Source organism: Flavobacterium sp., from assembly GCF_036405015.1.
Taxonomy (GTDB): Bacteria; Bacteroidota; Bacteroidia; order Flavobacteriales; family Flavobacteriaceae; genus Flavobacterium.
This window is the reverse complement of record NZ_DASWYK010000118.1, coordinates 1-20,934: the sequence shown is the minus strand read 5'-3', so window position 1 is coordinate 20,934 and position 20,934 is coordinate 1. Positions and strand designations below refer to the sequence as shown.

Here is a 20,934-nt window from a genome sequence, read left to right as displayed (position 1 = left end):
CTTCTAATTGATTATTAATTTCTAAAGATTTTCATAACCGTAATCATTTTTTAATTGACCATTACTTGCACTAATAAACACTTGCCATATTGGCCAAAATTGTCTATTGTCAGGATTAACCCCTGGTTTATACAATGAAGCTATCTTAGTATCTGCAGCTGTTCCTGTCCAAGTCCATGAAGTTGATGAATACAATACTCCCGGATTTGTAGTTTCTCCTTTATTAAGTCCGTAAATATCTAAACTTACATTATCCGCTTTATATTTATAATACAAAGTTGTAGGCACATCGGCATATTGTCCCGTGCGAGCTGATAATTCTGCCATTTTTTGTTTTGCTTCGTCTAATTTTACTTTAAGCAAATTCCAACGAATAAGCGCTTGCTTACGCTCCATTTCTCCTGTAAATTCATATTTATTCTCCAAAACAAGAGCATTAAACATTGCATCCTTACTAGTTAAACCATCTACATAAGCGTCAACTTTTACAGCCTGATTAGCTGCCGCAAATGATCTTCTGCGGATTTCTTTTAAATAAGGTGCTGCTGCACTTGGTCCTTCTAATTCGTTTGCCGTTTCAGCAGCAATAAGAAGCACCTCTGCATAACGCATGTACATTTTATTAACTCCGTCATCATTTGTCGATGTCACATAACGTTTCATCCATTCGTAACGGTATTTACCAAAATACCACGTATCTAATGAACCTAATTCTTGTTTTGCAATTCCATTAACTGCTGCACCATATTTATAAGGTACACAAGTAACATCCCTACGAGTATCTGCTTGATCGTAATCGTAGAAAACAAATGGTAATGGTCCAGCTACACCTCCACGGTTAGCACCATTAGCTTGAAATTGATCTGCAGCAGCGGTATGTTTTACAGCGAACGTGAACAACATTCTACCACGTCCGTCAGAAAAAGGAAGTTCCCATAGAGATTCTCCTCCTGCTGTAGTAACTTCTTCGTTGTATTTTCTCCATAATCCTTCAAAAGTAGATTCTAAACGAGCTGAACCACTTTGAATTACTTCACGAGATTCTTTTAATGCCAATGCATACATAGCACCAACTGAAAGATCTGGATCATTACTTCTTCTTACTCCATCAGGATATTGCTGGTAACCACTTGCTGCTAAAGCCAAACGTGCTCTAAATCCTTTTACAAAAGCTTTATTAACGTGTTCTACTGTACTTGTATATGAAGTTTGATTAGGCCAAGCAACCAATGTAGAAGCTTCTCCTAAATCTGCAATTATTTGTTTATAAATAACATCTCTACTTGATTTAGGCAAATATAAAGTTGCTGTAGATATTGGTTCAAAACGAGCTGGAACATCTCCCCAAGTTTTAAGTAAATCAGCATAATAAATTGCTCTAAGAGTTAAAGCCTCTCCTAATAACTGTCCCATTTCGCTACCAGCCACAGGGTTTCCATATTGACGTAAACCTACAATACAAATATTGGCACGCTCAATACCTTGATACATCATTGCAAAAGCATTATTGGTAGTATTCATTTCGGTATTGGTTGGTTTAGGATCATAAACGCAAAGATCTGCTTTGTCTCCTGCCGTTTGTGAAGCAGCAAACCATTCTACGTCAGTATTAAGTCCGTAATATGGTAAAAATCTCCCTCTATAAGAGTTTGTTTCAGCAAATGGTACTTTAATCCCATCAACAGCTCCTTTTGCAAGTGCTACTTCAGAAAAGATCAAAGATGGCTCTAATGTTGATTTTGCAGGTGTATCTAGGTAATCATCTTCAAATTGCTGGCAAGAACTAAATAAACCCGAAATTATCAATCCCGCTATTATTATTTTATGTTTCATTTTTGTAATCGTTTAAATTAGAAATTAAGATTCATACCAAAAATCATTTGTCTGCTTCTTGGATAAGGACTCGAATCAACCCCAGGAGTAAGTGGAGTTTTTCTTTTTGTTGAAACTTCTGGGTCAGAACCAGAATAGTTAGTCCAAACAAAAATATTGCTTCCTGTCAAGTAAAATCTCAATTTAGAAACTCCAAGTTTAGATGTAAACATCTCAGGCATTGTATACCCTAATGTCAACGTATTCAATCTTAAGAAAGATCCATCTTCAACCGCCCAATCAGTAAAGATAGCTTGTCTCATATATGGAGACCACATCGTTGTATTAGCATTTAAATCTGCCAATGCTGTAGGATCTGTTACTAATTGGCCTGTTGCAGGATCTAAGTTAGTCCATCTTTTTCCATCAGCCATTGTAGAATTTAAGTTCTTATATTTTCCAGAAGCTGTAGCTGTAGAAAACTCAATTTTATCAGCATTGTATACATCATTACCAATACTCCAGTTAAAAGCCGCCATTAAGTCAAAACCATAAGCATTACCGTTTATGACAAAACCTCCTGAACTTTTAGGATTAACATTACCAATAACTGTTTTATCCTTACCATCTACTACTTTATCACCATTAACATCTTTTAGTTTCATGTCTCCAGGTTTAAGAGAACTTCCGTCGCCAACCAAAGAAGTAGAAGTACTAACTACACCAGTTTTTAAAACATATTTTCCTCCAATATAATCAAAGTCTGAAACTTCATATCTTCCATCATTTTTGTAGCCGTACATACTTCCTAACGAAGAGCCAACCGCTATAAGATAATCATCTCCAATTTGTGAAGAAGCCCAATTAGTAGCTGCACCAAAATCATTCATAATACCTAATGAGTTAATACGGTTTTTGTTTACTGCCATATTGAATGAAAAATTCAATCCATATTTCGCTTTTTCAATTGCAACTACATTTATAGTAGCCTCGAAACCTTTATTTTGGTTTTGTCCCATGTTACGGTATTGAAAATCATATCCAACTCCTGAAACTGGGAAATTAAGCAATAAGTCGTTTGTTAGATTTTTATAGATATCAAAATTACCACTTAAGCGATTTTTGAAAAATGAAAAATCTAAACCAATGTTCTGAGTAACTGTTGTTTCCCATTTCAAGTCAGGATTAGGCATTGTTTTAGAAGGTGCCCAAACGCTAGTAACTCCATTAAGCCATGTTGTGGGTGTCGATTGAAAAATTTGAATTTGCTGTCCAACAGGAATATTATTATTACCTGCTTCACCATAACTCGCTCTTAATTTTAAAAGACTTAGCCAAGTTTTATTTTTTAGCCAGTTTTCTTCAGATATTTTCCATCCTGCTGCAAAAGCTGGGAAATATCCCCAACGGTTTGCTCCTAAAAATTTACTAGATCCATCTGCACGGAATGTAGCTGAAAGTAAATAACGATTTTTGTAATCATAATTTGCACGTCCGAAGAAAGATAATAATCTATCATCAGGGCTGTAATAATTATCTACTGCTTGAGGAACACCTTGTGTTGTAAGTGTTTTTGCTTTTTCAAAATCAAAGAAACGTGGATACCCATGTATTGTATTTGTTAATGTATTTGTAGTATAGGTAATACTTTCTTCTCCAACAAGAGCCGTCAAATGATGATCCTCTCCCATTATTTTTTTGAAGTCGTAATTTAGCGTATTAGCATTTCTAAAACGTTTTTGTTTACCGTCTGACATAATCATTGCAGGCAAACCTTGCAAAGTAGCTGCTGGTGAATTATTTACGTAATAAGTTGATCTTCCATAAAAACGATAATCTGTAATGTTAGAATTATCTAAACCTAAATCTACTTTCAATTTCAAATTATCAACAATCTCCCATCCAAAACTTCCTAACATATTAAAGTTTTTACGAAACTGCTGTGCGTTATTATCTGATATTGCTGTAAAAGGATTTATTAAAACATCTGTTCCGTCTCCAGTAGTATCATCTGATGTCAAACCTTGTACAGGAAGCGGTGCGTAACCTACAATAGTACGCATACGAGAATCAGAAGAAGATTTTTCATTTTGCTCATTTACACCACCACCGTCAATTTCTGTATCTGAATAACGCATTGTAAAAGCTACATCAATCTTATCATTTAATTTGCTTTTTAAAGCTAATGCTAAGTTATTTCTTCTGTAATCTGAACCTACCATGATTGCTTTTTCATCGTAATGAGCATAATTAAAGTTATAATTAAGCTTATCCGTTCCACCTCTAATTCCTAAATCACGGCTTTGCACCTCGCCTGTACGTCCAAAGATCTGCTTTTGCCAATTATCTCCTTTTAGACCATTGTACATGTCGTGATCTTCCCAATTTCCAAAATATTTAGTGTATGAATCTGGATTAGTAGGCACTTTTGTACCGCTTTGAGAAAGTAAAGCATACTCATATTGCCATTTAGTATAATCTTCTGGTGCCAAAACATCAATTTGTTTAGCCATTGTTTTCATACCGTAGAACATATTGAAGTTCACCGCCATTTTTCCATCTTTACCACTTTTTGTAGTAATCAAAATTACTCCATTTGCACCACGTGATCCGTAGATTGCAGTTGAAGCAGCATCTTTTAAAACAGTCATGGAATCGATATCTGATGAAGAAATATCATTCATACTATTAATAGGAAATCCATCCACAATAATCAATGGTGAAGAATCTTGAGTAAGTGAACCACCTCCACGAACTCTAATTTTAATCTCTGCATCTGGAGACCCCTCTGCTGCAGTTACCTGTACCCCAGCAATTCTACCTGTTAAAGCTTCAGCAACATTGGCTACTGGTACTTTTTTAAGATCAGCTCCTGAAATGGTAGAAACAGCTCCTGTTAAGTCAGATTTTTTAGAAGTTCCATATCCAATTACAACAACTTCATTTAAGTTGTTAGAATCTTCGGACATCGTTACATTTACTTTAGATTTCCCATCTGTAGAAGCGTCTATGCTTTTAAATCCAATGAAGGAAAAGCTTAGCACTGCTTTTGGGTTCGTTAGTTTTAACTTGAAATGCCCATCGAAATCGGTAGAAGTTCCGTTTTTGGTTCCTTTCTCTAAGACATTTACACCCGGTAAAGAAAGTCCCGCAGCATCTTTCACGGTTCCCTCTATCGTTGTGGTCTGCGCATGTACTTGACTTCCGATCAATAAGCACAGTAAGAAAACAAGTTTAAAGCAAAAATCTGCTCCTTTGTTTAATAGTTCTTTAAAGTTCATGGTTGATTGTTTAAGTTATTAAAGTTTTAAATTCTGTTTAAGTGGTTTTTTGTGGTTACTTCAATTCATTTATTCTAATTTTTACAGGTATTGTTGTTTCATACTAATTCCTTTTAATTCTTACTAAAATTGGTTAATTTTTATCTCTGTTGAATTCTTATTACTTAATCGATTTCGAACAATGAAAAAATAGTTGTAATCGATTACACAAACATAGATATTTTTTTAAACGAAAAATAATTTTTCATAAAAAAGTCATAAAAAAAATTATATATCAAAAAATTTATTGATTTTTTATGTGAGATATACAATTTTAATCAATATAAAATATTAAATATATTATTATTAATCGTTCATTTGATTCGATTATTGCAAAAAAAACAATCGATTACATGAATATTAATTACGATATTATTAGGTGTAATTTTCACACTTAAAAAGTTAAAATCATCCTAAAAAAAATACTTTTATAGTCAAAAAAAGCGCAAATTTTAAAGTGAATTTTCGCACGCAACGTATCTTTTATAGCTGTTTAAGGAAATAAACGTTCAATAAAGACACAAAAAAAGCCCTTAAACAAATGTTAAGGGCTATAAAAAGAATATATTTTTAAAGTTATGCAGTTTGCACTTGCACTTGTTTTTGATGTAACCTCATCAATATAAATGTAATAACCATTCCAATAATAGACATTGCAACTCCAATAAGATTTGGAGATGAATAACTAAAGCCAGCTGCTAATGGCAACCCGCCAAGAAAAGCTCCTAATGCGTTACCAATATTAAAACTACCTTGAAGAGATGCAGAAGCAATCATCTCTGCTCCTTTTGCAGTACGAATCATAAGCATCTGAATTGGCGCAATAACCGAAAATGAAATAGCTCCCGTTAAGAAAGTTAAAAACAATGAAACATATTGATTAAATGAGAAGAAGTAAACTAAAACCAAATCTAAAGACATTACCATTAATAATGCTAAAGTAGTTGGAGCAGGCGAAAAACGATCTGCCAGTTTTCCTCCCACAAAATTTCCGACAACCATTCCTAATCCTGCGAGAATTAAAATCGAAGAAACATCTTCTGGTGCAAACTTAGAAACATTAATTAATAAAGGAGCAATATAACTAATCCACGCAAAAAGACCTCCAAAACCAATTGCCGTAATTCCGATAATTAACCAAGCTTCTGTTTTCTTGAAGAACTGAAGCTGTGTTTTCATATTAACACTTTCGCCTTTTTCCAGATTTGGCATCCATAAATAAATAGCCAAAAAGGTCAATAATCCCACAAAAGCAATTAATACAAAAGTATAACGCCAAATAAAATGATGACCTATATAAGTACCAATTGGCACACCTATTAAGTTTGCAATCGTTAATCCGGCAAACATGATCGAAATTGCTTGTGCTTCTTTTCCTTTGTCTGCCAAACGGCTTGCGACTACCGCTCCCACTCCAAAGAATGCACCATGTGGTAATCCCGAAAGAAAACGAGAGGCAAATAAAACATTATAATCGGGAGCAATAATAGATAGCGCATTAAAAACCGCCAACATTAAAGCTAAAATTAAAAGCATTTTTTTAGGCGCATAATTTCTTCCTGCGATTACTAATAAAGGCGCTCCAATAACAACTCCAAGCGCATAAGACGAAATTAAATATCCCGCAACCGGAATCGAAACTTTCATATCTGAAGCAATATCTGGGAGTAATCCCATCATTACAAATTCTGTAATACCAATAGTTAACCCTCCTAGAGAGAGTGCAATAAGACTTTTTTTCATTTTGATTAACTGTAGAAAGGAATAGATTTCTACGTGGCAAAATTAACACCGTTAAGCGAGAAATAAATTGTAAATTTGCGATATAAAATTGTACATTTAGGTTATGCCAAAATTAAATCAGTTTAAAACGCTTGTTCTTGATGAATTTGAAGAAGAGAAATTCCATCTTCCTCCACATACTCATACTTATTATGAAATCATTTATATAAAGAAAGGAAGCGGCATTCATCATTTAAACAATAATCTTCTGCCTTACAAAGCTGGGGATTTATTTGTGATTTCGCCAGACGACGAACATTATTTTGACATCAAGAAAAGTACCGGATTCATCTTTATAAAATTTACAGATAATTATTTCGACTCCAAGCAAAGCCTTACTTGCGATGAATTTCTTGTGAATACTCCAGAAAGTTTCATGCGAGACAAAATCTTAAAGGAAACGGTTCTAAAGTTTGACGAACCTTGCAAAACGATTTTAAAAAACACTGTCGAAAACATTGTTACCTACGATAAATATATTGATGTTACTTCTTCGCCAATTGTTTTCTATCAGATTCTTTCCATTTTTGGTTTAATTAAAGAAACTATTCGTGGTATGAATCTGCAGATGAAATCGACTCATTTGGATAGCGAACAAATTGCTAATTATATTCATCAGAATATTTATCAGCCAAAATTGGTTCAGGTAAAAGTGATTGCAGAACATTTTAATATCGCTCAAACTTATTTTAGCGCTTATTTCAAAAGAACATTCAGTATCAGCTATCGCGAATACATTCATAATTTGAGAACGACTTTAATCGAAAAAAGATTTCACAACAATCAATTGCCCATTAAACAAATTGCCTACGAATTCGGTTTTACGGATGAAAGTCACTTAACGAATTATTTCAAGAAACGGAAAAACATGAAACCGACAGATTTTAAGAAACTCTAGTTAGCGAAATCTTAAAAAGTAATTTCCTCGAACATTTTTAACTAAATTTGTACTTCAAAAACAATTTCTTTGAAAAAGAAAATCCACATTATACTGCTTTTTACAACACTTAGTTTCTTTTTGAATCCGAGTTATACTTACGCATGCAATATGGAACATCACAAAGAAATGACTTCTAAAGAAGAAAACAGCTGTTCTAAAAAATGCTGCAAAAAGAAAACTACTAAAGAGGAAAAACATTCATGCGATGGGAAATGTCGTCATTCGGGATGCACAACTTCAGCGTTGCAATTTGTTATTTTGACTTCAAATGATCTTGATTTACAAAACGATGTTTTCAATTTTTCTTTAAAAAACACAATTTCATCTTACAGTAATTCTACTATTTCTTCGGGATTTACTTCTATTTGGTTAAAGCCGAAAATATAATTATCGTACTTATGACAGCCCATATTGGGTCTTTTTGAAATCAACTTTTTTAATTAATTTTAAAGGAAATTAAATCCTTTACTCAAATATTATACACAATGAAAAAATCAATCATAGCTTTAGCAACAGTACTAACAGTAGTTTTTAGTGCAACCAATATTCAGGCGAATACGGTAAAATCAGAATCAGGAACAACAGAAATCGTTGATGCTAGTCAGCTTCAATCGGTTTATGATGCTTATTTTAATGTAAAAGATGCGCTTATTAAAAGTGACAGCAAATTGACTTCCGCAAAAGCCGCGGCTTTACTGACAGCAATTACTGCAGTAAAAATGGACAAACTAAAAAGCAATGAACATACAGTTTGGATGAAAGTGGTGAAAAAATTAACTGCCGATGCTAAAAGTATTTCGAGTACAACAGATCTTAAAAAACAACGCGAAACTTTTAAATCTTTATCTAAAAACACTTACGACTTAATAAAAGTTTCTAATCCAGAACAACCAATCTACAAACAATATTGCCCAATGGCAGATGCTGATTGGTTAAGCAAAGAAAAAGCAGTTAAGAATCCTTATTATGGTTCTTCAATGTTGACTTGTGGAAACGTGGTAGAAACGATCAAATAAAGATGAAGCTCTACATCAAAAACATGGTGTGCGCGAGATGCAAAATGGTTGTGGAGTCTGAGTTGGAAAAACTCGGACTTCCTACTGTTGCTGTTGAATTGGGTGAAGTTGAATTGGAACAAGAAATCAGCGACGAGCAAAAAGAAGTTTTATTAAAAAATCTTCAAACTCTAGGTTTTGATTTAATCGATGATAAAAAAACAAAAACCGTCGAAAGAATAAAAAACCTGATTGTCGATTTGGTGCATCATAAAAACAATGATCTCAAAATCAACTTGTCCGATTATTTGGCTGAAAACCTGAATCAAGATTATAATTCGTTGAGTAATTTGTTTTCGGAAATTGAAAACACTACGATTGAAAAGTATTTCATCAGTCAGAAAATTGAAAAAGTAAAAGAGTTATTGATTTACAATGAGCTTTCGTTAAGCGAAATTGCCGATATTCTAAACTATAGCAATGTGGCTCATTTGAGTAATCAATTCAAGAAAATCACAGGTTTTACTCCTACTTCTTTCAAACAATCAAAAGATAAAAAACGTATTCAGATTGAGAATATATAGTTTTTGATTTAACCACAAAGAGTGCAAAGAGTTACGCAAAGTTCGCAAAGGTTTTATTTAGCCACAGATTATAAGGATTAAAAGGATTTTAAAAATCTGTGATAATCCTTTAATCTGTGGCTAACTTTTTACATAACGACTTCACAATTTATTCAGAATATAGCCCAAGTTTCAACCTTGGGTACGTATAGTGTTTCAATCTTTGTGTATTCAAGATTGAAACGTTGAAAGTGCATCTTTTCCCAATCTTTGTGTACCCAAGGTTGAAACCTTGGACTATGTTTTATGTAGAATTCGCAAACCTATTTTAACACAAAGCTTTGCGAACTTTTTAATCTCAAAAACAGAAAAAAAACTTAGCGTCCTTTGCGTAACTCTTTGCGCTCTTTGCGGTTAAACAAAACTTTAGTAAATCTTACAAATCATTCCCAAAATTATACAAATCGAACTCAACCATAGTTCAGAAATTTGCATTGTAATACTTAAAAACCAATACAATGACTCATCAATATATAATTTCAGGAATGTCGTGCAACGGATGCCGAACAAAAGTCGAAAAAACTTTAAACGAAGTTGAAGGCGTTCAGGCAGAAGTAACTTTAAATCCGCCAACGGCTACGATTACAATGGAGAAACATGTTCCGACAGAAAAATTCCAAGAAGTTTTAGGTGCGGCTGGAAATTATACTATTGAAATGGATTCTCCTAAAAATCATGGTGAAGCTAAATCTTGCTGTTCTAGTCATAAAAAAGAGAATCATGAGCATCATAAAACAGAAACTAAAAAAGTGCATCAGCACAGTGCAAATGGCGTTTATTATTGCCCAATGCATTGCGAAGGCGACAAAACCTACAACAAACCCGGAGATTGCCCCGTTTGCGGAATGGATTTAGTACCCCAAGTCGCCATAACAGCAACACAATTTACATGTCCAATGCATCCAGAAATTGTTTCTAACGAACCAGGCGATTGTCCGATTTGCGGAATGGATCTGGTTCCGATGCAAGCTTCAGAAAGTGAAGAAAACAAAACCTATTCTGATTTATTGAAGAAAATGAAAATCGCGATTTTGTTTACGCTTCCAATTTTCATTATTTCAATGTCGGAAATGATTCCGAATAATCCACTCTATAATATAATGTCGATTGAAAAATGGAATTGGATTCAGTTTCTATTTTCAATTCCGGTTTTATTTTATGCAGGTTGGATGTTTTTCGTTCGCGCTTACAAATCAATTGTTACTTGGAATTTGAATATGTTCACGCTAATCGGAATTGGAACCAGCGTTGCTTTTCTATTTAGTATCGTTGGAATGTTTTTTCCAGATATTTTCCCTTCCGAGTTCAAATCGCATCATGGAACAATCCATTTATATTTTGAAGCTGCGACTGTAATTATCACTTTGGTTTTATTAGGACAATTATTAGAAGCAAAAGCGCATGGACAAACCAATGGCGCAATCAAAGAATTATTAAAATTAGCACCAACCGAAGCAACTTTAGTAGAAAAAGGAATTGACAAAGTAATATCCATTCACAATATCAAAAAAGACGATTTACTACGCGTAAAACCAGGAGAGAAAATTCCTGTTGATGGAAAAATCTATTTTGGAGAAAGCAGTATCGACGAATCTATGATTACGGGAGAACCAATTCCTGTAGACAAAAAAGTGGGAGATTCAGTAATTTCTGGGACAATAAACGGAACAAAATCATTTGTAATGATTGCCGAAAAAGTAGGTTCAGAAACCATGCTTTCTCAAATTATTGAAATGGTAAATAATGCCAGCAGATCTCGCGCTCCAATTCAGAAATTAGCTGATCGCGTTTCTAAATATTTTGTGCCGACGGTTGTTTTTATTTCAATTTTGACATTCATTCTTTGGGCGAAATTCGGTCCAGAACCTGCTTACGTTTACGGATTAATTAATGCCATTGCGGTTCTAATTATAGTTTGTCCTTGCGCACTTGGATTAGCAACTCCAATGTCAGTAATGGTTGGTGTTGGAAAAGGCGCTCAAAACGGAATTTTAATAAAAAATGCCGAAGCCCTAGAAAACATGAACAAAATCGATGTTTTAATTACGGACAAAACAGGAACCATTACCGAAGGAAAACCATCTGTAGAAAAAATATTTGCCATAAATAATGATGAAGACTTTCTGCTTCAGAACATTGCTTCTTTAAATCAGCATAGCGAACATCCTTTGGCGCAAGCTGTAGTCAATTTTGCGAAAGCAAAAAACAGTGGACTAAAAGAAGTTCAAGGTTTTGAAACTATTGCTGGAAAAGGAGTTTTTGGAACTATCGAAAGCAAAAAAGTCGCTTTAGGAAATAAAAAACTAATGGATGAAATCGGAGTTTCGATTAATTCAGATTTAGAAAACAAAGTAACTGCAGAACAAAATTTAGGAAAAACTATTTCGTATATTTCTATTGAAAAAGAAGTTTTGGGTTTTATTGCCATTACCGATGCGATTAAAGAAAACAGCGCAAAAGCGATCAAAGAATTAATCGATCAAGGTGTTGAGGTTATTATGCTGACTGGAGATAATCAAAATACCGCAAAAGCTGTAGCCGATCATTTGCATTTGAGTTCTTTTAAAGCCGATTGTCTTCCTGAAGATAAATTGAAAGAAATCGAACGTCTTCAAGCGCAAGGAAAAGTAGTAGCAATGGCCGGAGACGGAATCAACGATGCGCCTGCTTTGGCTCAATCAAATATTGGAATTGCAATGGGAACAGGAACTGATGTTGCGATAGAAAGTGCTAAAATCACTTTGGTAAAAGGCGATTTAAACGGAATTGTAAAAGCAAAAAATCTGAGCCAAGCTGTAATGTCAAACATCAAACAAAACCTGTTTTTTGCCTTTATTTATAACACATTAGGTGTACCAATTGCAGCAGGAATTTTATTTCCGTTTTTAGGAATCTTGCTTTCGCCAATGTTAGCAGCGGTTGCTATGAGTTTGAGTTCTGTTTCGGTAATCTTAAATGCTTTGCGATTGCGAAATCTAAAATTGTAGGTTGGGGCTTAGTTATTTAAACACATAGAAACATAGTTTGCATTGTGCGTAAAGGCGTTTCACTTGCATTAACAAACATAGCTATGCGTGGAAACTAGTTTCTTTTATTCTCTTTTTTAGATACAAAAATCTATGTTTCTATGTGTTAAAAATAAATTGTGTTCAATGTAAACCAACGATTTAAAATTATAATTTATCATGAAAATCAAATACCTCTTTATACTTTTCTTAATCGCTTTTCAGCTGAAAGCCCAAAAAGTGGTCCGTTACGATTTGTACGTTCGTGATACGATTGTCAATTTTTCGGGTAAAGAAAAACGGGCGATTGCTGTAAACGGACAAATTCCGATGCCGAATTTGACTTTTACCGAAGGCGATATTGCAGAAATTTATGTGCACAACGAATTAAAAAAAGAAACGACTTCGATGCACTGGCATGGATTGTTTCTACCAAATAAAGAAGATGGAGTTCCATATTTGACTCAAATGCCGATTGAACCTGGAACGACTCACAAATATACTTTCCCGATTATTCAAAACGGAACCTATTGGTATCACAGCCATTCTGGTTTGCAGGAACAAATTGGTTTGTATGGACTTTTTATTATCAACAAGAAAAAAGACGATCCGACTATCAGAAAAGGAATTGACGATTTGCCGACAATTCCAGTTATTTTGAGCGAATGGTCGGATTTGAAACCAGAGAATATTCAGCGAATGCTACACAATGCCAACGATTGGTTTGCGATTAAAAAAGGAACAACACAAAGTTATGCTGAAGCCATAAAACAAGGGCATTTTTCTACGAAAGTAACAAACGAATGGAAACGAATGAACGCGATGGACGTCAGCGATGTTTATTATGAAAAGTTTCTGCTTAACGGTAAAAACGAACAACAGCTTTCTGATTTTAAACCTGGTTCGAAAGTTCGATTACGAATTGCAAACGGAGGCGCTTCAAGTTATTTCTGGCTGACGTATGGTGGAGGAAAAATCACCGTTGTTGCCAGCGATGGCAATGATGTCGAACCCGTAGAAGTCGATCGTTTGATTATTGCCGTTTCTGAAACTTATGATGTCGTGGTTACAATTCCGGAAGACCATAAATCTTTTGCTTTTTTGGCTACAGCCGAAGATAGAACTGGATCGGCATCTCTGTTTTTAGGAAATGGCGAAAAACAACCTGTTCATCATCTTTCGAAATTAAAATATTTTGAAGGAATGAAAATGATGAACGACATGATGAAAATGAACGGCGAAATGAACGATATGGGAATGAATATGTCTTTGAATAAAATGGACATGAATGCTGTAATGTATCCTGAAATTTCGGGCGAAGATGAAAATACAAAACCTGCAATGGATCATTCAAACCACAATATGGAAGACATGAAAATGAAAATGGAAAGTGACAGTACTGAAACTTCTGAAATTGTGACTTTAAATTATGGAATGCTGAAATCTCCATTTAAAACTAATCTTCCAAAAGACGCCCCAGTAAAGGAATTACGTTTCAATTTATCTGGAAATATGAATCGATACGTTTGGAGTTTAGACAACAAAGTAGTTTCTGAAACGGATAAGATTTTAATTAAAAAAGGAGAAATTGTTCGTATTACATTGTACAACGGCTCAATGATGCGCCATCCTATGCATTTGCACGGACATGATTTTAGGGTTTTAAACGAACACGGCGATTATTCTCCTTTAAAAAATGTTTTGGATATTATGCCAATGGAAACCGATACGATTGAATTTGAAGCCAATGCAGATGGCGACTGGTTTTTTCATTGTCATATTTTATATCACATGATGGCGGGAATGGGACGTATTTTTACTTATGAAAACTCAGCTCCAAATCCGTTGATTCATCATCCTGAAATGGCTTATAAAATGCTGAAAATGGACGACAGAATGTTTCATTTTATGGCTGAAAATGATTTTGCTTCCAATGGAAATGATGGTGAAGCGATGTTCAGCAACACCAGATGGAGCATCGGAACAGAATGGAGATTGGGTTATAATAATGAACACGGTTACGAAACTGAAACCCATATTGGACGATACATCGGAAAAAATCAATGGTTGATGCCTTTTATTGGTTTTGACTGGCGATACCGAAGAATGGGAATGGACGAACAAGAACAAAATCTTTTTGGGCAGAAAAACACCAAAGACAATCGTTCGGTTTTTAGCGCTGGTTTAGAATATACTTTGCCAATGCTCATAAAAGCTCAGGTTGAGGTTTATACAGATGGAAATGTTCGTGTTCAGTTTGAGCGAAAAGATATTCCGCTTGCGAAACGTTTGCGAATGAATTTAATGTGGAATACCGATAAAGAATACATGGCGGGTTTGAAATATATCGTAGCAAGAAATTTCGGAATCACGACACATTATGATAGCGATATGGGAATTGGATTTGGGGTTAATTTGAATTATTGATTATTTTTTTGACCATATAAGTGATATAAGTTCATTGAAAAAGAATTAATTCTAAGTAACGAAATAAATTATATCTTAGTTTTTTTTAAATCAATTATATGAGAAAAACATCATTTTTATTTCTTCTAATTCTCGCAATAACTTTAACAAGCTGCGATCCATCGCAAGGTATTTTATTTACGAATAAAGGGGAAAGCAATGCCAAAGTAAAACTCATTATCAATTCGGAAGTTAAGAATAATCAGCTGGACAAAATGAAGAAAGGAGATTCTATCGTTTTCAATTTAGTTCCTCATAATCCAGAAGAAAAAAAAGGCCATATTTACTTTGGAAGAGGAAGATGGAATGATGAAAATATTAATGAAATCAGCAAATCTATCAAAAGCATTGAAATTGAAAATGATAATTATAAAATTGTGTATAAGTCACAAAAAGCAATACAAAATTTATTAAAAGATAATTACAAAGGCATAATTATGAAGTCGTTAAACATTAAGATTGACGATTCATTTTTTCAAAAAAATTAGAAACAACTTTATAAAAACATTAACAAGAGAATTATTCTTACAAGTACAAATTCAGTTTATATTTGATTCGATCAATTATACTTCTAACAAAAAACAATTAAACAAAATGACAAAAGTAATTACAATCGTTACAGTTGCTCTATTTTCAATCGGTGTTAATGCACAAGACACAAAACCTGCAACAAAAGAAAAAGCTAAAAAAGAATCTTGCTGTAAAAAAACAACTGACAAAAAAGATAAAAAATCTTGTTGTGTTAAAAAATAAATGAAATGCTACACTAGCAAAAAGGCCTCAAAATTTGAGGCCTTTTTTATATACTGTTTCGAAACTTTGTCAAAGTTCTTGAAATGCTATTTCACACGAATACTCCATTCAAAATCCATTTCAGAAACTTGAACACCTTCTTCGTTAGTTCCTACCGATTTCATCCAGAATGTCTGTCCTTCTCCAGTTTCTATAGTTTTCTTAATCGCATCTGCAATCAAATGACCGTCATTGCAAACAAAAGTAATTCTTCCTGTTGCTTTTTTTGTGAAGTTTCCTTTGTTGTTGGCTACTAACATCGAGATCTTTTTACCACTTTGTTGAATTTGAGAAATTACCAAAGCACCAGTTGTAAGCTCTGCCGCCATAGCTTGAACGGCAAAATACATTGAGTTAAACGGATTCTGATTGATCCAACGATGTTTGACACTTACAATGCAACTATCATTGTCAATTGCTTTTACACGTACACCGCAAAAGTATGCAGAAGGCAATTTGAATAAGACGAATTTGTTAAGTTTTGATACCGAAAGTGCCATAGGATATATTTTTTATGTAAAAATACAAAAAAACTATGCATGCACAATAAATTATTAAACTATCAGAAGAACCTCAATAAACACAGCACTTTCGAATGATTTTCAACAACTTAAACAGCTTTTTACAGTTTTAAATTTGTTAAATTTTTGTTAATAATTAGTACTATGTAAAACAAGATACTGTTTTTTAGACATATATTTGCATAAGAAATTACTATATACTTTTAATCATGGAAACATCAACACCACTCATCATGGAAAAAACATCAGAAAAGAATACAGCAGCATTTACTCATTTGAGTACTTTAAGCCAATACATAATTCCGTTTGGGAACTATATTTTTCCGCTAATCATTTGGACGAATTATAAAGACAGATCCGAATTTGTAGATCATCACGGAAAACAGACCTTGAATTTTCAGTTAAGTTTATTGCTTTATACTTTGATTTTGGCACTTATTGCGATTCCGATTTTCTTAACTGTTTTTCTACAAAATATTCCAGTAGAAGCTGTTTTTAATGATCGTGATTTTGTTATCAGAAATTTCAATTTTCAAGCAAACATTGGAATGTTAAGTATAGGAATTACAGCTGTCGTTCTTTTTGCAGTATTAAAATTTGTTGAGTTCTTTTTAGTGATTTATGCTTCAATAAAAGCTTCAAACGGAGAATTATACAAATATCCGATTACGATTCCTTTTATAAAGTAATCATTAAAAGGTTAAAAGTTATACGACATATGAACTAATTCCCAAAGAATTAATTCGAAAACAATCAATCATCAATCAATCATCATCAATCAAAAAACGAATTGTTCAATCAAAAAAAAACAAAATGAAATTATGAACATTGAAAACACAAAAGCACAGATGCGCAAAGGTGTTCTTGAGTTTTGCATCTTATCAGTTCTAAAAGAAAAAGACGCATATACATCTGAAATATTAGACACTTTAAAAAACGCAAAATTACTAGTTGTAGAAGGAACCGTTTATCCGTTGTTAACCAGATTAAAAAATGACGGTTTACTAAATTATCGCTGGGAAGAATCGACCTCTGGTCCGCCACGAAAATATTATGGACTAACCGAAATAGGACAAACTTTTTTAAACGAACTTAGCGGCACCTGGACAGAATTATCTGACGCCGTAAATCTAATCACCAATCAAAATCAATAAGTCATGAACAAAACAGTAAATATTAACTTAGGCGGGATGTTTTTTCACATCGATGAAGATGCATACCTAAAATTAACACGCTACTTTGATGCTATTAAAAGATCTCTTAACAACTCATCTGGTCAGGATGAAATTATTAAAGACATCGAAATGCGCGTTTCTGAATTGTTGACAGAAAAACAAAAAAGTGACAAACATGTTGTTGGACTGAAAGATGTTGACGAAGTGATTGCGGTAATGGGACAACCAGAAGATTACCGAATTGAAGACGAAGAAAACACAAATAAATCTTTTAATGATTACGGAGCCAGAAAACACAAAAAATTGTACCGTGATAAAGAAAAAGGCATGATTGGTGGTGTAGCAACAGGGTTAGGTCATTATTTTGGAATTGATGCTGTATGGATTAAAATCATATTTTTAATCTTCGTTTTTGCAGGTTTTGGAACTGGAATCTTGGCGTATTTCGTTCTTTGGATTGTAACTCCTGAAGCAGTTACAACTTCAGAAAAATTGGAAATGACTGGAGAACCAGTAACAATTTCGAACATCGAAAAAAAAGTTCGCGAAGAAATTGATTCACTTTCTGATAAATTTAAAAATGCAGATTATGATAAAATGGGAAACCAGGTAAAGTCGGGAGCTGGGAGAATAAGTAGTTCATTTGGAGACTTTGTTATGACAATTTTTAAAATCTTTGCTAAGTTTTTGGGAGTAATTCTAATTATATCAGGGATCTCAACATTGATTATGTTATTGATAGGTGTTTTTACATTAGGAACTAACATTTTTATCGATTTCCCTTGGCAAAATTTTGTTGAAGCAGGAAACTTTACAGAATATCCGCTTTGGTCATTTGGATTATTAATGTTCTTTGCTGTTGGAATTCCATTTTTCTTCTTAACACTTTTAGGATTTAAATTATTATCTCCAAACTTAAAATCGATTGGAAACATTACAAAATATACACTTTTAGCCGTTTGGATTATTTCTATCGCAATTTTAGCTAGCATCGGAATCAAACAAGCAACTGAAGTATCTTATGATAATAAAGTAATAGAGAAAAAAGGTTTTGCAATCAAACAAACCGACACCTTATTTGTAAAATTAAAATACAGTGATTATTATACAAAAAGCTTAAATCATTACAGAGATTTTGAATTCGTACAAGATTCAGCAAACAATGAAATGATTTATTCAAACGATGTTCGTTTACATGTTTTACATACAGACGAAGCTGCTCCATTTATTCAGATCGAAAAAAGTGCAAGAGGAAATTCTTTTACTAACGCGAAAAAAAGAGCAGAAAAAATTGATTATAAGTTTCAACTTAACGGAAATCATTTAATTTTGGATAACTATTTCCTGACAGATGTAAAAAACAAATTCAGAGGACAAGAAGTAGACATTTATCTTTATTTACCAGAAGGACAATTAATTAAACCAGATTCTTCCGTAAGAGATTACTATAATTCAGATGACAATTTTCTTGAATTAAATTACAAAGGAAATTACAATTATAAAGTTATAGGTTCTAAAGTAAGATGTTTAAACTGCCCTACTGATGAGGATGATGAAAATGACTACGAGAATATCAACACAGAAATTAATGATGTTAACATCAATACTGCCGATACTATAAAAGAAGTTTCTGTTAAAATTAATGGAAAAGAAGTTTTAAACGGAAAAAAAACCAAAGGAAGACTAACCACTGACAAAAACGGAGTTGTAATCAAAATAAACTAAGCCATGGTAAAAATAATCATTCATATTACAAAATTTGTTGTAGCAACTATAACAGCATTACTATTTGCTTCATGTAATTTCAACATGAATGCAGTTGAGGGAAGTGGAAACGTTACTACTGAAAAAAGAACTGTTCAAGGCGATTTTAAAAATATAAAAGTAAGTAACGCTATTGATGTAATTGTTGAACAATCTGATTCTGTAGGAATTACAGTCGAAGCTGATGATAATCTTCAAAAAGAAATTATAACAAAAGTAGAAAACGGAACACTTATTATTGAATGCAAATACAGTTCTTTCCGTAACATTACCTCAAAAAGCGTAACTGTAAAAATGCCGGTTCTTCATAAAATAGAAGCTTCTAGTGCTTCTAGTGTCGAAACTCATGGACTTGTTCTAAGTGAAGATGTAATTTTAGAAGCTTCAAGTGCCGCATCTATGGATTTAAAAATTGAATCTGACAGAATCTCGATAAACGCTGGAAGCGGAAGTTCTGTAGATATAGAAGGAAAAGCTTTAAGTCTTAGTACTTCGGTATCGAGTGGCGGAAGTATTGATGCAGAAAAATTAACAGCAAATGAGGTTCATGCAGATGCATCAAGCGGCGGAACAATATCTGTACGCCCAATCTTAAATTTAAAAGCTGAAGCATCAAGCGGAGGAAACATCAATTATAGCGGCGATCCGAAAAAGATTGAAAAATCGGCAAGCTCTGGCGGAAGTATTAGCAAAAGCTAAAACAAAGTAACTGTTAAATATAAAAGAAATCATTCATCAAAAGTGGATGATTTTTTTATATTTGTCAAAATCAAATCTAGAATTAATGAAAAAAAGTACAGCGCTGCTCCTATTATTATTTGTTACAACATTGACTTTCGCTCAAAAGAGAGAAAAAATCAGAGGTTCTAAAGTTGTAACGACTTCAGTAAAAGAAGTTGGCAGTTTTGATGCCATTGAAGTCGATGACAATCTGGAAGTTTATTTGGAACAAGGAGAAAAAAACGAAATCAAAATTGAAGCCGATGACAATCTTCACGATATTATCGGAATGGATTTAAGAGAAAAAACACTTCGATTATACACTAATAAAGAAACTGCAATTTTTAAAAAATTAGCAGTCAAAGTAACCTATACCAAATCATTAAATAAAGTGATTAGTAAAAATGACGCGGTTGTTTATGCTATTCAGGAATTGCAACTAGACGATATAACAATGAATTGTCTAGATTTCTCTAAATTATTTCTGAATGTAAATGCAAAAAAATTCAACTTAATTGCTGACGATAAAACCAGAACGGAGTTAAATCTAAAAGCCGAAGACGCAAATCTGCAATTGAGTAAAAATGCAGTTGTTAAAACCTTAGTTTCTGCTGTAAAATTCAAATGTGATTTGTATCAAAAAGGAAATGCAGCAATTGAAGGAATTGCAGAAAAAGCGACTATCAGACTAGACAATAATTCTGTTTTTACTGGAACAAAATTCACGTTGAAAGATGCAACCGTTACGGCAGAGAATTTTGCCGTTGGAAGTATTTTGGCAGAAACAACACTTTCTTTAGCTATTGGAGATAAAGCTGAAATTTCTCTTCTAGGAAATCCAGCAATACAACTGACTCGTTTTTCTGAAGAAGCTAAATTACTTAAGAAGATTAAATAGTCGCAGTTTTCTGTCGCAGTTCACAGATTTAAAGCATATATAAAATAAGAGTCCCAATCATTTTATGATTGGGACTCTTATTTTATAACGTTTTCAATATAAACCGAGAACTGTGACTGTA

17 protein-coding genes are annotated in these 20,934 nt (G+C 33.4%); 13 read left to right on the top strand and 4 right to left on the bottom strand.

The features are described 5' to 3' along the window. Positions 1–21: 21 nt before the first annotated feature. The 3 genes from VGE71_RS08960 to VGE71_RS08950 all read right to left on the bottom strand — a co-directional run bounded on the left by VGE71_RS08960 (position 22) and on the right by VGE71_RS08950 (position 6,875). Entirely contained in the window at positions 22–1,833 is a 1,812-nt protein-coding gene (locus VGE71_RS08960; RefSeq protein WP_331138013.1) for a RagB/SusD family nutrient uptake outer membrane protein, read from the bottom strand. Between the two features lie 17 nt (positions 1,834–1,850). Continuing rightward, complete coding sequence (locus tag VGE71_RS08955; protein ID WP_331138012.1) at positions 1,851–5,093, bottom strand: TonB-dependent receptor; 3,243 nt, start codon at positions 5,091–5,093, stop codon at positions 1,851–1,853. 615 nt (positions 5,094–5,708) lie between these two features. Then, positions 5,709–6,875 (bottom strand): MFS transporter, encoded by a 1,167-nt coding sequence (locus tag VGE71_RS08950; protein ID WP_331138011.1) that lies wholly within the window; start codon positions 6,873–6,875, stop codon positions 5,709–5,711. A gap of 103 nt (positions 6,876–6,978) precedes the next feature. Here VGE71_RS08950 and VGE71_RS08945 point away from each other — a divergent pair, with 103 nt between their 5' ends. From VGE71_RS08945 to VGE71_RS08910, 8 genes are all read left to right on the top strand, one after another. Further along, positions 6,979–7,812 (top strand): AraC family transcriptional regulator, encoded by an 834-nt coding sequence (locus VGE71_RS08945; RefSeq protein ID WP_331138010.1) that lies wholly within the window; start codon positions 6,979–6,981, stop codon positions 7,810–7,812. Between the two features lie 69 nt (positions 7,813–7,881). Continuing rightward, positions 7,882–8,241 (top strand): hypothetical protein, encoded by a 360-nt coding sequence (locus tag VGE71_RS08940; protein WP_331138009.1) that lies wholly within the window; start codon positions 7,882–7,884, stop codon positions 8,239–8,241. 98 nt (positions 8,242–8,339) lie between these two features. Next, complete coding sequence (locus VGE71_RS08935) at positions 8,340–8,870, top strand: DUF3347 domain-containing protein (protein WP_331138008.1); 531 nt, start codon at positions 8,340–8,342, stop codon at positions 8,868–8,870. Positions 8,871–8,872: 2 nt separating this feature from the next. Then, positions 8,873–9,433: an AraC family transcriptional regulator gene (locus tag VGE71_RS08930; protein ID WP_331138007.1), complete on the top strand. Its 561-nt coding sequence runs from the start codon at positions 8,873–8,875 to the stop codon at positions 9,431–9,433. 497 nt (positions 9,434–9,930) lie between these two features. Further along, positions 9,931–12,459: a heavy metal translocating P-type ATPase gene (locus VGE71_RS08925; protein ID WP_331138006.1), complete on the top strand. Its 2,529-nt coding sequence runs from the start codon at positions 9,931–9,933 to the stop codon at positions 12,457–12,459. A gap of 198 nt (positions 12,460–12,657) precedes the next feature. Beyond that, entirely contained in the window at positions 12,658–14,904 is a 2,247-nt protein-coding gene (locus VGE71_RS08920; protein WP_331138005.1) for a multicopper oxidase family protein, read from the top strand. A gap of 98 nt (positions 14,905–15,002) precedes the next feature. Then, the gene (locus VGE71_RS08915) at positions 15,003–15,431 is read left to right on the top strand and encodes a hypothetical protein (protein ID WP_331138004.1); all 429 of its coding nucleotides are present in this window, start codon (positions 15,003–15,005) and stop codon (positions 15,429–15,431) included. A 106-nt stretch (positions 15,432–15,537) separates the two neighbouring features. Further along, the gene (locus VGE71_RS08910) at positions 15,538–15,696 is read left to right on the top strand and encodes a hypothetical protein (protein WP_331138003.1); all 159 of its coding nucleotides are present in this window, start codon (positions 15,538–15,540) and stop codon (positions 15,694–15,696) included. Positions 15,697–15,782: 86 nt separating this feature from the next. On the opposite strand, the gene VGE71_RS08905 is transcribed toward VGE71_RS08910, so the two are convergent. Further along, on the bottom strand, positions 15,783–16,235 hold the full coding sequence (locus VGE71_RS08905) for a DUF4442 domain-containing protein (protein WP_331138002.1): 453 nt from the start codon (positions 16,233–16,235) through the stop codon (positions 15,783–15,785). A 230-nt stretch (positions 16,236–16,465) separates the two neighbouring features. On the opposite strand from VGE71_RS08905, the gene VGE71_RS08900 reads away from it, so the two are divergent. The 5 genes from VGE71_RS08900 to VGE71_RS08880 all read left to right on the top strand — a co-directional run bounded on the left by VGE71_RS08900 (position 16,466) and on the right by VGE71_RS08880 (position 20,813). Further along, positions 16,466–16,945 carry a DUF4870 domain-containing protein gene (locus VGE71_RS08900; RefSeq protein ID WP_331138001.1) on the top strand — a complete coding sequence of 160 codons (480 nt, stop codon included), beginning with the start codon at positions 16,466–16,468 and terminating at the stop codon, positions 16,943–16,945. 132 nt (positions 16,946–17,077) lie between these two features. Further along, positions 17,078–17,410, top strand: a complete 333-nt coding sequence (locus VGE71_RS08895; protein WP_008464689.1) for a PadR family transcriptional regulator — start codon at positions 17,078–17,080, stop codon at positions 17,408–17,410. A gap of 3 nt (positions 17,411–17,413) precedes the next feature. Next, complete coding sequence (locus VGE71_RS08890) at positions 17,414–19,156, top strand: PspC domain-containing protein (protein WP_331138000.1); 1,743 nt, start codon at positions 17,414–17,416, stop codon at positions 19,154–19,156. Between the two features lie 3 nt (positions 19,157–19,159). Beyond that, positions 19,160–19,894 carry a head GIN domain-containing protein gene (locus tag VGE71_RS08885; RefSeq protein WP_331137999.1) on the top strand — a complete coding sequence of 245 codons (735 nt, stop codon included), beginning with the start codon at positions 19,160–19,162 and terminating at the stop codon, positions 19,892–19,894. 85 nt (positions 19,895–19,979) lie between these two features. Beyond that, complete coding sequence (locus VGE71_RS08880; protein WP_331137998.1) at positions 19,980–20,813, top strand: GIN domain-containing protein; 834 nt, start codon at positions 19,980–19,982, stop codon at positions 20,811–20,813. Positions 20,814–20,934: the final 121 nt, after the last annotated feature.

What these genes read in the sequence shown, in the direction of transcription:
- VGE71_RS08960 (WP_331138013.1), bottom strand. Translation starts at nt 1,833, where the DNA reads ATGAAACATAAAATAATAATAGCGGGATTGATAATTTCGGGTTTATTT.
- VGE71_RS08955 (WP_331138012.1), bottom strand. Translation starts at nt 5,093, where the DNA reads ATGAACTTTAAAGAACTATTAAACAAAGGAGCAGATTTTTGCTTTAAA.
- VGE71_RS08950 (WP_331138011.1), bottom strand. Translation starts at nt 6,875, where the DNA reads ATGAAAAAAAGTCTTATTGCACTCTCTCTAGGAGGGTTAACTATTGGT.
- VGE71_RS08945 (WP_331138010.1), top strand. Translation starts at nt 6,979, where the DNA reads ATGCCAAAATTAAATCAGTTTAAAACGCTTGTTCTTGATGAATTTGAA.
- VGE71_RS08935 (WP_331138008.1), top strand. Translation starts at nt 8,340, where the DNA reads ATGAAAAAATCAATCATAGCTTTAGCAACAGTACTAACAGTAGTTTTT.
- VGE71_RS08930 (WP_331138007.1), top strand. Translation starts at nt 8,873, where the DNA reads ATGAAGCTCTACATCAAAAACATGGTGTGCGCGAGATGCAAAATGGTT.
- VGE71_RS08925 (WP_331138006.1), top strand. Translation starts at nt 9,931, where the DNA reads ATGACTCATCAATATATAATTTCAGGAATGTCGTGCAACGGATGCCGA.
- VGE71_RS08920 (WP_331138005.1), top strand. Translation starts at nt 12,658, where the DNA reads ATGAAAATCAAATACCTCTTTATACTTTTCTTAATCGCTTTTCAGCTG.
- VGE71_RS08915 (WP_331138004.1), top strand. Translation starts at nt 15,003, where the DNA reads ATGAGAAAAACATCATTTTTATTTCTTCTAATTCTCGCAATAACTTTA.
- VGE71_RS08910 (WP_331138003.1), top strand. Translation starts at nt 15,538, where the DNA reads ATGACAAAAGTAATTACAATCGTTACAGTTGCTCTATTTTCAATCGGT.
- VGE71_RS08905 (WP_331138002.1), bottom strand. Translation starts at nt 16,235, where the DNA reads ATGGCACTTTCGGTATCAAAACTTAACAAATTCGTCTTATTCAAATTG.
- VGE71_RS08900 (WP_331138001.1), top strand. Translation starts at nt 16,466, where the DNA reads ATGGAAACATCAACACCACTCATCATGGAAAAAACATCAGAAAAGAAT.
- VGE71_RS08895 (WP_008464689.1), top strand. Translation starts at nt 17,078, where the DNA reads ATGAACATTGAAAACACAAAAGCACAGATGCGCAAAGGTGTTCTTGAG.
- VGE71_RS08890 (WP_331138000.1), top strand. Translation starts at nt 17,414, where the DNA reads ATGAACAAAACAGTAAATATTAACTTAGGCGGGATGTTTTTTCACATC.
- VGE71_RS08885 (WP_331137999.1), top strand. Translation starts at nt 19,160, where the DNA reads ATGGTAAAAATAATCATTCATATTACAAAATTTGTTGTAGCAACTATA.
- VGE71_RS08880 (WP_331137998.1), top strand. Translation starts at nt 19,980, where the DNA reads ATGAAAAAAAGTACAGCGCTGCTCCTATTATTATTTGTTACAACATTG.